Annotated in this window: 10 protein-coding genes, 1 tRNA gene and 1 pseudogene; 7 read left to right on the plus strand and 5 right to left on the minus strand. The window is 67.4% G+C overall.

Annotated elements, in window-relative coordinates:
• The first annotated feature begins 12 nt into the window (after positions 1–12).
• The 3 genes from sseA (at position 13) to QO015_RS02435 (ending at position 2,783) form a co-directional block, all read left to right on the plus strand.
• Positions 13–858: a 3-mercaptopyruvate sulfurtransferase gene (sseA, locus tag QO015_RS02425; RefSeq protein ID WP_266281696.1), complete on the plus strand. Its 846-nt coding sequence runs from the start codon at positions 13–15 to the stop codon at positions 856–858.
• Positions 855–1,400, plus strand: a complete 546-nt coding sequence (locus tag QO015_RS02430; RefSeq protein ID WP_266281695.1) for an MOSC domain-containing protein — start codon at positions 855–857, stop codon at positions 1,398–1,400. The genes sseA and QO015_RS02430 overlap by 4 nt, the downstream gene beginning before the upstream one ends.
• A gap of 153 nt (positions 1,401–1,553) precedes the next feature.
• Complete coding sequence (locus QO015_RS02435) at positions 1,554–2,783, plus strand: OmpA family protein (RefSeq protein ID WP_266281694.1); 1,230 nt, start codon at positions 1,554–1,556, stop codon at positions 2,781–2,783.
• 13 nt (positions 2,784–2,796) lie between these two features.
• On the opposite strand, the gene QO015_RS02440 is transcribed toward QO015_RS02435, so the two are convergent.
• From QO015_RS02440 to QO015_RS02455, 4 genes and pseudogenes are all read right to left on the minus strand, one after another.
• Positions 2,797–4,320 (minus strand): alpha/beta hydrolase, encoded by a 1,524-nt coding sequence (locus QO015_RS02440; protein WP_307288336.1) that lies wholly within the window; start codon positions 4,318–4,320, stop codon positions 2,797–2,799.
• 251 nt (positions 4,321–4,571) lie between these two features.
• Positions 4,572–6,014: a Na+/H+ antiporter NhaC family protein gene (locus QO015_RS02445; protein WP_266281693.1), complete on the minus strand. Its 1,443-nt coding sequence runs from the start codon at positions 6,012–6,014 to the stop codon at positions 4,572–4,574.
• Positions 6,015–6,069: 55 nt separating this feature from the next.
• Positions 6,070–7,314, minus strand: a complete 1,245-nt coding sequence (gene arcA, locus QO015_RS02450) for an arginine deiminase (protein WP_266281692.1) — start codon at positions 7,312–7,314, stop codon at positions 6,070–6,072.
• Positions 7,315–7,337: 23 nt separating this feature from the next.
• Positions 7,338–8,795 (minus strand): annotated as a pseudogene (locus QO015_RS02455) (basic amino acid/polyamine antiporter); the annotation flags it as partial.
• 170 nt (positions 8,796–8,965) lie between these two features.
• Here QO015_RS02455 and mazG point away from each other — a divergent pair.
• A complete protein-coding gene (mazG, locus tag QO015_RS02460) occupies positions 8,966–9,796 on the plus strand; it encodes a nucleoside triphosphate pyrophosphohydrolase (protein WP_266281690.1) in 831 nt (276 codons plus the stop codon).
• 42 nt (positions 9,797–9,838) lie between these two features.
• Here mazG and QO015_RS02465 read toward each other — a convergent pair.
• A tRNA-Val gene (locus QO015_RS02465) sits at positions 9,839–9,913 on the minus strand.
• A 291-nt stretch (positions 9,914–10,204) separates the two neighbouring features.
• Between QO015_RS02465 and QO015_RS02470 the strand changes: the two genes are divergently transcribed.
• The 3 genes from QO015_RS02470 to QO015_RS02480 all read left to right on the plus strand — a co-directional run bounded on the left by QO015_RS02470 (position 10,205) and on the right by QO015_RS02480 (position 14,339).
• Complete coding sequence (locus QO015_RS02470; RefSeq protein WP_266281689.1) at positions 10,205–10,993, plus strand: ThuA domain-containing protein; 789 nt, start codon at positions 10,205–10,207, stop codon at positions 10,991–10,993.
• Between the two features lie 48 nt (positions 10,994–11,041).
• Complete coding sequence (locus tag QO015_RS02475; RefSeq protein WP_266281688.1) at positions 11,042–12,109, plus strand: Gfo/Idh/MocA family protein; 1,068 nt, start codon at positions 11,042–11,044, stop codon at positions 12,107–12,109.
• A gap of 403 nt (positions 12,110–12,512) precedes the next feature.
• Positions 12,513–14,339 (plus strand): ABC transporter ATP-binding protein, encoded by a 1,827-nt coding sequence (locus QO015_RS02480; protein WP_266281687.1) that lies wholly within the window; start codon positions 12,513–12,515, stop codon positions 14,337–14,339.
• The last annotated feature ends 64 nt before the right edge of the window (positions 14,340–14,403 follow it).

Genomic DNA, 14,403 nt, shown 5'->3' on the forward strand with positions numbered 1-14,403 from the left:
CTGGAGCCGACCATGAGCACGCCTTTCGTCACCGCCGCCTGGCTGGCCGAGCATCTCGGCGATCCCTCGGTCGCCATTGTCGACGGCTCCTGGTACCTGCCGGCCATGGCCCGCGACGCCGAGGCGGAGTTCCTCGCCAGCCACGTTCCCGGTGCGGTGCGCTTCGATCTCGACCGTATCGCCGATCTCTCGACGCAGCTTCCGCATATGCTGCCCGACGCCGCCGCCTTCGCCGCCGCGGCCGGCGCGCTTGGCATCTCCGAGCGGCAGACCATCGTCGTCTATGACGGCGCCGGCCTCTTCTCCGCGCCGCGCGTACGCTGGACTTTCCGCGTCATGGGCGCCGCCGATGTCCGGATCCTCGAGGGCGGCTTGCCGGCCTGGACGAGCGCCAGCCTGCCGGTCGAGACCGGATCTGCCAGGCCTTCGCCCGCGGTGTTCGCCGCCCATCTCGACCAATCCGCCATCCGCTCGGTCGACCAGATGATCACCGCCGTCGAGCGCGGCGACGTCCAGATCGCCGATGCGCGGCCTGCCGAGCGCTTCCGCGGCGAGGCGGCCGAGCCACGCCAGGGCCTTCGCTCCGGCCACATGCCGGGCAGCCGCAGCGTCCCTGCCTCGGCGCTGATCGAGAATGGCCGCCTGAAAACGCCGGACGCGGTCGCCGCGGTCTTCGCCAGTGCCGGTATCGATCCTGCCGCACCGGTCATTACCAGCTGCGGCTCGGGCGTGACGGCTGCCATTCTCGCGCTCGGCCTCGAGACGATCGGCGCTCCAGACGTCGCGCTCTATGACGGATCCTGGGCCGAGTGGGGCTCGCGCACGGACCTGCCGATCGAGACCGGTCCAGCGCGGTGACGGCGTCCCGCGTCGTCTCGGTAGCCGCGAGCCCGGTGCACGGTTTCTCCAAGCCTGCGCTCGACGAGATCAGACTGCTCGCCGGTCTCGGCGTCGAGGGCGACGCGCATTGCGGAGAGACCGTGAAGCACCGCTCGCGCGTCCGGGTGGACCCGACGCAGCCCAATCTGCGGCAGGTGCATCTCGTCCATGCGGAACTGTTCGCCGAACTCGCCGCGCGTGGCTTCGAGATTGCGCCGGGCGCGATCGGCGAGAACATCACGACAGAGGGTATCGACCTGCTCGGCCTGCCGCGCGGCGCTCGGCTCGCGATCGGCGACGAGGCGCTGGTCGAGATCACGGGCCTCCGCAATCCCTGCGCCCAGCTCGATGCCTATCGCCCCGGCCTGACGGCAGTGGTGCTCGGCAGGGACGCCGACGGCAAGCTTGTGCGAAAGGCCGGCATCATGGGCATCGTCATCGTGGGCGGCACCGTGCGCGCGGGTGATCCGATTGCCCTGCATCTTCCGGCGGAACCGCATATGAGGCTCGAGAGGGTCTAGCGGAGACGTGTCCGGCCAAGGCGTTGCGCCGGCTTCCTGCGGCATCGCTTCATACGCCGTTCAGCCTCGGCTCAGCCGGAACGGGCGAAGCTCGCCCCATGAGACCGCCGCATTCGCGCGGTCCGATGCCATTCCGACCCACAGAGACCGCCGATGAGACGCCTCCCCCTTCTTCTCGTCACGGCCGCGATGCTCGCGCCCGCCCTCACCTTTCCGCCGCTGCCCGTCATGGCGCAGTCCGCGGCGACGGCCGACCAGCGTGTCGAGGCCGCCCAACGCGCGCTCGAGAAAGCCGAGAAATCACTACAGGATGCGGAGGAGACGGGCGGCGACATCCGGGCGGCCCGACGCTCGGTCGCCAATGCGATGAAATCGCTGCGCTCCGCAGAGTCGGCGGCGGGGATCGCGCCGGCGGCAACGGCGCCGGTCAATCCGCCGCCAACGGTACAGGCGCCGGCGGCCCCCGCTCCCGCAACCCCCGCCTCGCCGGACGCCGGCCCCAAGCCCTACACGCCGCCCGAGACGCCGACAGCCAAGTCACCAGGAGCCAAGGCGCCGGAAGCCAAACCGCCGGAAGCCAAGGCTCCAGAAGCCAAGCAGACAGCGCCCGCCAAGCCGGCCAAGCCACCCGCCGCGCAGCCGCAAGAGGCAGCGCCGAAGCCGGCCAAGCCGGTGGTGACGCGCCGAAACGGCATCACGGAGACACGGACGCCGCGCGCCGATGGCGGGACGATCGTCGAGCAGCGCGACGCCTCGGGCCGGATCATCCGCCGCGTCGAGATCGCTCCGAACGGCACAGAAGCGGTGATCATCGACCGGACGCGGGGCGCGGGAACGCCCGTCGCGCCGCCGCGAATCTACGACCCACGCGAAGTTCCGCCGCCGCCCGGCGCCGATCTCGATGGCGGCCGGGCCAGCGAAGCGGAGATCGAAAGGGCGTTGCGCGCTGCGCCGCGACGCGGCTCCGGCGGCTATTCAATCAACGAAATTCAACGTTCCGAGCGCATTCGTCAACGTGTGGCAGCCGTCGATCTCGACACCATCACCTTCCCGAGCGGCTCGGCCCGCGTGCCCGAGGATCAGGTCTGGAAACTGGAGAGGATCGGGCGCGCCGTCCGGCGCATCGTCGAGCGCTGGCCGGACCAGGTGTTCCTGATCGAGGGGCATACGGACGCGGTCGGCACGCGGCTCGCCAATCGGGAACTCTCCGCCCGCCGGGCGGATTCGGTCGCCGGCATCCTGGTGCGCTATTTCGGGGTACCGCCGCGCAACCTCGTCACCGAGGGCTATGGCGAGGACTATCTGAAGGTCCGGACCGACGGTCCCTCTCGAGAGAACCGCCGTGTCACGATCCGCAACATCACGCCGCTGCTCGGGCGGTAGCGTCGCTCGGTCCTCAGGGCTGCGCGGGCGCCGGCGCGGCGAGCGGCGGCGCCTCGGCAGGATTGGAGGCAGGCGGCGGGCCGGCGGGGAAGCCCGCCGCAACGCGCTCGCCGATGAGCGGGAAGAACGGGTTCCAGGACATGCGCAGCAGCCAGTCGAGGCTGACGATGAGCGCGCTCCGCTCGCCATGGGCCGCGATCGTGCCGAGATGGATGCCGAAGTCGTCGGCGGGGTCGGGCTGGTCGCCATAAAGACCGTCCTCGGGCGGGAACGGCAGCGCGACATGCGACAGCGAATAGACATCGGGCGACCACCGGGCGCCGATCGGCGTCACCGTCTCGCTCGTCGATCCGGCCTCCGTCGTCCGCGCCACCGCCTCGTCGGTGGACGGATCGCGATTGGCGACGACCGTCAGGCGGTAGCGGCGCGGCGCCGGCGGGACCAGACGCTCCAGCCTCGTCTCGCTCTGCGCACGGAAGAGTAGGCCGAGTTCGGTGTGGCGGTTGATGTCGAACAGGACCAGCTCGCTACCATTTTCCGGTAGCCGGCCGAACAGCGCGTCGACGACGGCGTGGGCGCTGACCGTCGCGTCCAGAACCGACTGGAAGGCGAGCACCGGCGCGAGCGGCGCCAGCCTTCCCTCGCGCGCCAGCCGCGTCAGCCGGTCCTGCACCTCCATCGTCAGCGCATAGGACTGACGGGCGGCGTTGACCGGGAAGGAGTTGTACTTGAAGGGGTTGAACTCCGGCAGGATGTCGAGCCAGGCGGCCTTGGCGAAGGCCGGCAGCAGCGCGGGCAGCCCGGCGAGCCCCGAGAAGCGGGCGAAGCCGGTGACGCCGATCATCGACGACAAAAGGACGATGCGGGCGGGCCTCGCGAGCGTCGGCTGCTCGATCGCGTCGAGCGCATAGAGCATCGCCAGAGCGCCGCCATTCGAGTAACCGACGAGATGGATGGGCCTGTCGCCGACCTTCGCCTGCGCTTCGCGCACGGCGAGGCGGACGGCGGCCATCCAGTCCTGCCATGAGACCGTCGTCAGACCGGCCGGAACCGTGCCGTGACCGGGCAGGCGTATGCCGATCGCCACGAAGCCGTTGTCGCGATAGAGCGCGGCGAGATGGCGGAGGCTGTAGGGCGAATCCGTGAGCCCGTGCAGGAAGACGGCAGCGCCCACCGGCTCGCCGTCCGGCATCAGTTCGAAGGACCGGTTCCAGTCGACGGCGAAGCGCTCCGGATTGACCGGGCTACCGGCGAAATACCGATTGAAGGGCACGCGCTCCGACGGCTCCAGCCGGTCGGTCACCGCGCTCTTCACCTCGGCGAAAAGCGCATTCTCGGCCGAGAGATAATCGGCATAGGTCCCGCCATCCATGGCGGCGACGGTGAGCTCCTTCGGCACATGGGTGTGCCAGAGCTCCAGCGGCGGCCCCTGCTCGACCATGTAGATGCGCACGCCGAGAACGGTGACGACGACAAGAAGCACGGCAAGGAGCGCGCGGCGCAGGAGGCGCGTGAACCAGCGTCGAAACATGATCATGAGCCCCCGGCCGTGCAGCGATCGTGCCGGTCATTCTTAACCGAATGGCGGGATCACGGCACGTCGGCGATCGCGCAGCTGGACGAAAACCCGCCGGGCGCGATCGCCTGCTCCGAACGACATGGCTCCCACAAGCCGGACGATACGGAGCTGACCGTGTCGCCGCCTCATCATTTAGGATGATGCTGCCCTCATCCGCATGAGCGCCGCATCCCGAAACTGTGCACGGCGTCCCTAATTTCGCGCATCGGTTATCGGGATCTCGTCTTGCCCGTCCGGGCTGCGAGGGCTGCGACGACGATCGCGATCAGCGGGCTCGCGATGCCGAATACGGCGAAAGGCGCATAGGCGACGGTGGCGACGCCGAGGGTCGCCGCCATATAGGCGCCGCAGCTGTTCCACGGAACGAGCGCGGAGGTCGGCGTCGCCGCGGCGCCCACCGATCGCGACAGGACCAGCGGAGAGAGGCCGCGCTTCTCGAATTCCGGACGGAACATGCGACCGGGCAAGACGATGGAAAGGTACTGGTCCGCGGTGACGACGTTGCTCGCGAACACCGCGGCGACGAGCCCCGCCACGAGGCTTACCGTCGAACGTGCTAGACCGGCGATCGGCGCGACGATCTTTTCCAGTACGCCCGTCTTCTCGACGATGCCGCCGAAGGCGAAGGCCGACATTACGAGCCAGATGGTCGGGAGCATGCTCTCCATGCCGCCGCGGCTGGCTATGGCGTCGATCGCGGCGTTGCCGCTCGAGGAGACATAGCCGGAGGCGAGCGCGAGCCAGGCGCCCTTCAGGAGCGCGAGCGGCGCCGGCAGGTCCGGCGCGGCTGCAAAGGCGAGGACGCGGCCCGGCGAGAGGGCGACGGCCAGGAGGCAGGCGGTGATCGCGCCGGCGAAGATGGTGGTGAAGGGCGGCAGGCGCAGAAGTGCCAGAAGAATGACGACCGCGAGCGGCAGGAAGATCAGCGGCGAGGTCGGCGCGATCGCGGCGATGGCGGCGAGCTTCTCTCCGGTATCCGCGGCGCCGGGCGTGCCGAGCAGCCAGAACACGACCAGCGTCGCGACGAGCGCGCCGAGAGAGATCGGCAGCGTGGCGCGCAGATGATCATAGAGCGCCGACCCGGCCGAGGCAGCGGCGAGGTTGGCCGAATCCGAGAGCGGCGAGGTCGTGTCTCCGAAATAGGCGCCCGAGATGATGGCCGCCGCCGAGATCGTCGGATCGAGCCCCATATTGGCCGAGATGCCCATGAGGCCGACACCGACCGTGCCGACGACGGTCCAGGAACTGCCGATCGCCAGCGAGATGACGGCGCAGAGCGCCGCGGACGTCACATAGAACGAGCCGGGATCGAGCAGCGCGAGACCGTAATAGACCATCGCAAGCAGCGTTCCGCTGAGCGCCCAGCTGCCGATCAACGCGCCCACCGCGAAGAGGATGAAGATCGCGCCGATGCCGCTCGCCACGCTGGCGGCGGCGGCATCGGTCAGCTCGGCCATGGTCCAGCCCCGGCGGGTCGCCATGAGCGCGGCGATCATCGCGGCGACCGTCAGTGCGACCTGGTTCGGCCCCTTCGCCCCGGCATCGCCGAAGAGGAGATAGGAGAGCGCGACCAGGACGATCAGCGCCGCGACGGGCACGAGGGCCTCGACGAGGCCCGGCGGACGCGGCGCCCCCGGTGTCGGGCTCTTCATCGCCCGCCCCCCATGCATCGCGGCGGCGGGGAACCGCGGGCGCGCCGGGACAGGACTAGTAGTCCACCGCGTCGCGGATGATCGGACAGGTCATGCAATGACCGCCGCCACGGCCGCGGCCGAGTTCGGCACCGGCGATGGTGATCACCTCGATGCCCGCCTTCCTCAGCAGCGTGTTGGTATAGGTGTTGCGGTCATAGGCATAGACGACGCCCGGCGCGGCGCACACGAGATTGGCACCCGAATCCCACTGCGTGCGCTCGCGCATGTAGTCGTTGCCGCCGGTCTCCACGACGCGCATCTTCTTGAGCCCGAGCGCGTCGCGCACCGTCTCGACGAAGGTTCCCTTGTCCTTGTGCAGCTCCAGCCCGCCCTTGCCGTCCGGCCGGTAGGAGAAGGCCTGGATGCCGTCGACGATGTCCGGATAGTAGAGGACGCAGTCGCGGTCGGCGAAGGTGAAGACCGTGTCGAGATGCATGGCGGCGCGCAGCTTCGGCATCGCCGCGACGATCACCCGCTCGGCTGCGCCTTCCGCGAAGAGACGCTGCGCCACCTGGCTGATCGCCTGGCGCGAGGTGCGCTCGCTCATGCCGATGAGGACATTGCCCTTGCCGATCGGCATCACGTCGCCGCCCTCGAAGGTTGCGAGGCCGTGATCCTCCAGCGGGTCGCCCCACCAGACCTTCACGCGACCGGCGAAATCGGGGTGATAGCGATAGATGGCGGTAACGAGGATGGTCTCCTCGTGACGGGCCGGCCAGAAGAGCGCATTGAGCGTCACGCCGCCATAGATCCAGCAGGTGGTGTCGCGCGTGTAGAGCGTGTTCGGCAGCGGCGGCAGCAGATATTCGGTGACGCCGGCGGCCTCGCGCACCAGCTTCATCATCTCGCCGCCATGGGTATCCGGGAACTCGTAGGTCGAGAGACCGCCGATCAGCGTCTCGGCGAGTTCGCGATGCGTCAGGCCTTCCAGATAGGACCGGATCTCGTCGACGAGGCCGAGGCCGACCTGGTTCGGCACGATCTGGTTGTCGAGGATCCAGGCCTTGGCCTCCGGAACGGCGAGGGTCTGGGCGAGGAGATTGTGCATTTCGACCACCTCGATGCCGCGGTCGCGCATCTTGGTCATGAAGTCGAAATGGTCGCGCTTGGCGTTCTCCACCCAGAGTACGTCGTCGAACAGAAGCGCGTCGCAGTTGCTCGGCGTCAGCCGCTGATGGGCACGGCCGGGCGCGCAGACCATGACCTTCCTGAGCTGACCGACCTCGGAATGAACCCCGAACGGAACATCGCTCGCCATGACGGCACCTCCCTCTTTTCTTTTCAGTGCGTGATGAAGCCGGTGACGAGCCCGACCACGCCGACGAGGCCGGCGAGAACGGTCACCGCGAAGACGGCGAGTTCGGCAGGGGCGAACAGGCGGGCGTTCTGCTCGCGCCGGGCCCAGACATAGAGGATGGTGCCCGGCGCATAGAGCACCGCGACCAGCAGGACATATTTGAGCCCCGCGGCGAGGAACATGATCAGCACGTAGAAGGCGGCGATCGCGGCGAAGGAAAGATCGCGGCGACGATCGGACGGTGTCTTCTCGTAACCCGCACCGCTCCGCGCCAGAAGAACGCCATAGCCCGCGACGAGCAGATAGGGCAGCAGCGATGTGACGCTCGTCATGTCGAGCATGAAGTTGAACGCGTCGCGCGACCAGTAGGTCGAGATCACGAACAGCGACACGACGATGTTGGTGAGCCACAGCGCGTTGGCGGGCACGCGGTTGCCGTTCTGCGCGGCGAAGAGCCTCGGCATGTCCTTCGACTTCGCCGCCGCGAACAGCACCTCCGCGCAGATCAGCGACCAGGCGAGATAGGCGCCGAGCACGGAAATCAGGACGCCGATCGAAATGAAGACGGCACCCCAGTGGCCGACCACCACTTCCAGCACGCCGGCGAGCGAGGGGTTGCTGACGCCGGCGATCGTCGCGCGCGGCATCGCGGCATAGGGGAGCAGCGTGATGGCGACCATGAGCCCCATGACGCCGACGAAGCCGAGAATGGTCGCCGTACCGACATCCGCGCGCTTCTTCGCGAAGCGCGAATAAACGCTGGCGCCCTCGATGCCGAGAAAGACGAAAACCGTGATCAGCATGGTGTCACGCACCTGCTGCACCAGCGTCTTCTCCGGCATGCCCACGCCGCCGAAGAAGTTCTCGGAAAACTGCTGATAGTTGAAGACGAAGATGAATATGAGGATGGCGACGATGATCGGCACGATCTTGGCGATCGTCACCACGGTATTGACGAAGGCCGCCTGTTCGACGCCGCGCAGGATCAGGAAATGGAACGTCCAGATGCCGACGAGCGACAGGATGATCGCCGCCGGCGCGCTGCCGTCGCCGAAGAGATCAGGAAAGAACCGACCGAGCGTCGACCCGATCAGCACCCAGTAGAAGACGTTGCCGAGACAGCTGCCGAGCCAGTAACCGAAGGCCGACAGGAAGCCCATATAGTCGCCGAAGCCGGCCTTGGCATAGGCGAAGACGCCCGAATCGATGTCTGGCCGCCTCTCCGCGAGGGCCTGGAAGACGCGGGCCAGCATATACATGCCCGTGCCGGCGATGGCCCAGGCGATGATCGCGCCGAAGGGGCCGGTCGCGGTGCCGAAGCGGCCCGGCAGATTGAAGATGCCGGCGCCGACCATCGAGCCGACGACCATGGCGGTGAGCATGGGAAGAGACATCTTCCCGCTGTCCTTGGCGGCCATTCGCTTCCCCCGCGCGGGACTGTCGCCCGCCTTGCACGCTTATGCGCCTTCCATCCCGTGGAGGCATGAGCCGCGCGTCCCGCCCCTGTGCGGAGCGTCCAAAAAAGAGGCGCCGGGCACCCTCGCTGCCGGCTTGACGGGCATCGCGCGAGCCGTGAGGGTTCGCGCTCCGCCGTCCCACCGCAGGAAGACCCATGCAGCCCTCGCGCGACATCAACCGCCTGATCGAGATCATGGCCGCTCTGCGCAATCCCGACGGCGGCTGCCCGTGGGATCTCGAGCAGAGCTTCGAGACCATCGCGCCCTACACGGTCGAGGAGGCCTACGAGGTCGCCGATGCCATCGAGCGCGGCGACCGCGTCGATCTCCAGGAGGAACTCGGCGATCTCCTGCTGCAGGTCGTCTATCACGCCCAGCTGGCGCAGGAGGAAGGCGCGTTCGGCTTCGGCGACGTCGTCGAGGGCATCACGACCAAGATGATCCGCCGTCACCCGCATGTGTTCGGCGATGCCGAGGCGCGGAGCGCCGGATCGGCCAAGGGCATGTGGAACGCGATCAAGGCCGAGGAAAAGCGGCTGCGGGCCGAGCGCCGCGCGGCCGCCGGGCTCGCCGAGGACTCGTCGTCCGGACTGCTCGACGGCGTTCCCGCCGGACTGCCGCCGCTCGCCCGCGCCATGGCGCTTCAGAAGAAGGCGGCGACGGTCGGCTTCGACTGGAACGACCCGCACGCGGTTCTCGCCAAGATGCGCGAGGAGATCGGCGAGGTCGAAGAGGAGCTGGCCGCTGCCGAGCGCTCGCCGGAACGGCTGCGGGACGAGGTCGGAGACCTCCTCTTCGTCGTCGTCAACCTCGCGCGGCATCTCGATGTCGACCCCGACGCGGCACTCCGCAGCACCAACGAGAAGGTCCGGCGGCGCTTCCGCCACATCGAGACGCGCCTAGCGGCAGAAGGCCGCACGACCGCCGAGGCGAGCCTCGACGAGATGGAGGCCTTGTGGCGCGAGGCGAAACGGCCGCCGGCCTGAGAGGCGGTCAAACGCACTGCGATATCGGATGGGGAATGAAGATGGTGGGCGGTACTGGGATTGAACCAGTGACCCTTCGCGTGTGAAGCGAATGCTCTCCCGCTGAGCTAACCGCCCGCCGCCGGGCCGTGCCCGGAGAAGATGCCGGCTTATAGAGACAGAGCCGCGGCCGCGTCAAGGTTCTCCGCCGCCCATGCGCACAGTCGCGGTGGATGACCGGAACCAGACCTTCACGGACGATATTGTATCCGTCGCGGCGCGCGCTATAGATTGCCACTTGCCGATCCAAAGCGCTTTGGAAACGCGCAGACAAATGCGCCGCACCAGATTTGAACCGGTTCAATCCTCGCGCCTCCCCGTGGCGCGAGCCCGTCGCAAGGCCAAGGAACGCCAAGGGAGAATGAGATCATGACGATCCGCGTCGTCGTCTGGGGCGAGAACGTCCACGAGCAGGAGAACGAGACCGTCCGGAAGATCTATCCGGAAGGCATGCACACGACGATCGCCAAGGGCCTCGCCGAGGATCCGATGATCGAGGCGACGACCGCCACCCTCCAGGAGCCCGAGCACGGCCTTTCCGAGGCCCGCCTCGCCGAGACCGACGTGCTGATCTGGTGGGGCCACAAGGCCCATGGCGAGGTCTCCGACGCCATTGTCGAGCGCGTCGCCAACCGCGTCTGGGAAGGCATGGGCCTCATCGTCCTGCATTCCGGCCACTTCTCGAAGATCTTCAAGCGGCTGATGGGCACCCCCTGCTCGCTGAAGTGGCGCGAGGCCGGCGAGAAGGAGCGCGTCTGGGTCATCAACCGCTCGCATCCCATCGCCCAGGGTCTCTCGGACTATTTCGAGATCGAGCAGACCGAGATGTATGGCGAGCCCTTCACGGTTCCGGAGCCCATGGAAACGGTGTTCGTCACCTGGTACGAAGGCGGCGAAGTGTTCCGCTCGGGCCTCACCTACAAGCGCGGCGGCGGCAGCATCTTCTACTTCTCGCCCGGCCACGAGACCTACCCGATCTACTACAACACCGACGTCAAGCAGGTGCTGAAGAACGCCGTGAAGTGGGCCAACAATCCGGCTCCGGCCTGGGCGGGCATCACCAAGGCGCCGAACACGCCGGCCGACAAGGCCCCGAACGGTCCGATGACCATCAAGGGCGAAACCCTGCACAAGCCCGGCGAGGCCGGCTTCCGCTGAGAAGCCGCGCAGGACCTCTGGCCACCACAGGAACGAAAACAACACATCATGGTCAAGCTCCTCATCCTCGGAACAGGGAGCATGGCGGTCAGCCATGCGACCAACTTCCAGGCCGCTCCGGACACCGAGCTCGTCGCCGCCGTCGAGACCGACGCGGCCCGCCGCGAGGCCTTCGGCAAGCAGTTCGGCATCGAGAACCTGTTCGCCGATCTCGAATCGGCGATCGCGTGGGGTGAATTCGACGCCGTTGCGAACGTGACGCCGGACGCCGTGCACTATCCGACGACGATGCGCCTCATCGCCGCCGGCAAGCACGTGTTCTGCGAGAAGCCGCTGGCGACGAGCTATCCGCTCGCGCTCGAGATGGCCGACGCCGCCGAGGCGAAGGGCATCATCAACATGGTGAACTTCACCTATCGCAACTCGCCCGCCCTCCAGAAGGCGCGCGAGCTGGTGCGCAGCGGCGCCATCGGCGACATCCGCTATTTCGAGGCGTCCTATTTGCAGAGCTGGCTCGTCAGCAAGGCCTGGGGCGACTGGCGCACCGAATCGCGCTGGCTGTGGCGCCTGTCGTCGCAGCATGGCTCGAAGGGCGTGCTCGGCGATGTCGGCGTCCACATCGTCGACTTCGCCTCGTTCGGCGCCGATACGGACATTGTCGCCGTCGACAGCCGCCTGAAGACCTTCCACAAGGCCGACGGCGACAAGATCGGCGAATACCCGCTCGACGCGAACGATTCGGCAGTGATGACGGCGGAGTTCGCCAATGGCGCGCTCGGCACGATCACCGCGACGCGCTTCGCCACCGGCCATGCCAACGACCTGACGCTGCGCATCTTCGGCACGTCGGGCGGCATGGAAGTGAAGACGGACGGCAAGACCTCGGCGCTCAGGATCTGCGAAGGACCGGAGATCGACACGTTCGGTTGGGAAACCGTGGAATGCCCGCCGGTCCCGACGACGTATGAGCGCTTCGCGAAAGCCTGCAACACCGGCGTCAACGGCGAGCCCGACTTCCGCCGCGCCGCGGAAGTGCAGCGCATCCTCGACCTCTGCTTCGCGCAGGAAGCGACGCGTGCGCTGCACGCCGCCGCTCCGGCGACGGCGGCGGAGTAAGCGGACCAATACGGCCGCCAAGGCTTCTTTCCACGACCTGACGGCCGCGATCCACGATCGCGGCCGTTGCTTTTTCGACACAGACCACGTCGTTGGCAAACCGCCGGTTGCCAAGCCGAAGCTTCGTCTGTATCGTCTTACTTCTGTTGTCTCTTGCCAGGGAGGTCTGCATGGCATCGATGCATATGACAGTCGTTCCCGACTTCCCGCCGGAACTTTCCGGCCGATAGGCAGGTCGAGCGGCAGTCCCTGGTGCGGTCCCCGACCGTGCCCGTTTGCCGCCCCCCCCCAATCGACATCCTGACTTTATCGTCGCGCGCTGCCGTGCCCTTTCGGGTCGCCGCGCGCCGTCCCGACATTTTCCAATTCGAGGCCGGTTGCGTTGGCGCGACCGGAAATCATCATGGCTATCACCGCTCAGGCGCGCTCGCCCCGCCGCTGGCTGTCCGGCCCGTTCGCGCGCGTCTTCGCCTTCACGTTCCGGCACTGGCGACGACAGAAATTCGTCGCAGCCTTCATCATGGTCGCGATGCTGCTGGAGACGCTCGCGCATGTCCTGCTGCCGCTCTATGCCGGCCGCATCGTCGATGCCATCGCGTCGCCGGCCGCGGTCCGCGACCAGGCGTTAGGTCTGGCGATCGAGGCGTTCGCGACCGTGATGGTGCTCAGCGCCGGCATGGTCGTGGCGCGCCATATCGCCTTCACCGGGATCATCCGCCTGACGCTGGCGATCATGTCCGACGTCGCGTCGGAAGCGTTCTACCGGGTGCAGCGATTCTCGACCAACTGGCAGGCGAACAGCTTCGCCGGCTCAACTGTCCGCAAGATCTCGCGCGGCATGTGGGCGCTCGACCAGTTGAACGACACCATGATCCTGGCGCTGCTGCCGTCCGTCGTGGTCCTCGTCGGCACGACGATCCTGCTCGGCGCCTACTGGCCGATGATGGGCGTGATCGTCGCGGTCGGTTCGATCATCTATGTCGCGGTGACGGTGTCGCTGTCGCTGTTCTATGTCGCGCCGGCGGCGAGCCTCGCCAACCAGTGGGACACCAAGCTCGGCGGCGCGCTGGCGGACGCGGTCAGCTGCAACGCGGTGGTGAAGGCCTTCGGCGCCGAGGCGCGCGAAGACCAGCGCCTTGCCGGCATCATCGCCAAGTGGCGCGGCCGGACGCGGCGGACATGGGCGCGCGGCACAAATAACGGCACAGCCCAGAATGCCATGGTCGTCATCCTGCGCGGCGCCGTGGTCGGGCTGGTGCTGTGGCTGTGGTGGCATGGCCGGGCGACACCCGGCGACGTGACGTTCGTTCTGACCTCGTTCTTCGTGCTCGAAGGCTATCTGCTGGATGTCGGCATGCATGTCCGAAACCTGCAGCGCGCCGTCAACGACATGGAGGAACTGGTCTCGCTCGAGTCGCAGCCGCTGGGCATCGAGGACAAGGCCGATGCCGTTCCGATGAAGATCGGCGCCGGCGAGATCCGCTTCGACGACGTGACCTTCCACTATGCGGGCCACGACACGCCGCTCTATCGCGATTTCAACGTCACGATCGCGGCGGGCGAGAAGATCGGCCTCGTGGGGCATTCGGGATCGGGCAAGACGACCTTCGTCAAGCTGATCCAGCGCCTCTACGACGTGAACAAGGGTCGTATCCTGATCGACGGTCAGGACATCGCCCATGTCACACAGTCGTCGCTGCGCGGCGAGATCGCCATCGTGCAGCAGGAGCCGATCCTGTTCCACCGCTCGCTGGCGGAGAACATCGCCTATGCCCGTCCGGGCGCCTCGATGGACGAGATCGTCGCTGCGGCAAAGCTGGCCAATGCGCATCACTTCATCGAACGCCTGCCGAGAGCCTACCAGACGCTGGTCGGCGAACGGGGCGTGAAGCTCTCGGGCGGCGAGCGGCAGCGCGTCGCGCTGGCGCGGGCGTTCCTCGCGGACGCGCCGGTTCTGATCCTCGACGAGGCAACGTCCAGCCTCGATTCGGAATCGGAGGCGTTGATCCAGGAGGCGATGGAGCGGCTGATGGAAGGCCGCACGGCCATCGTCATCGCGCACCGCCTGTCGACGGTGCGCTCGATGGACCGGCTGCTGGTGTTCGATCACGGCACCATCGCCGAAGAAGGCACGCATGACGTGCTCGTCCGCCGCGAGAACGGTATCTATCGCCGCCTCTTCGAGCGGCAGGCGCTAGAACTCGCCAAGGGCCTCGAGATCGCGGCCTGACAAACAGGAACGGGCGGCCGAAAGGCCGCCCGTTTTTCATTATATCTCGTATATCCAGCTACTT

Origin of the sequence: Kaistia geumhonensis, from assembly GCF_030815145.1 — a bacterium.
GTDB classification, from domain to species: domain Bacteria; phylum Pseudomonadota; class Alphaproteobacteria; order Rhizobiales; family Kaistiaceae; genus Kaistia; species Kaistia geumhonensis.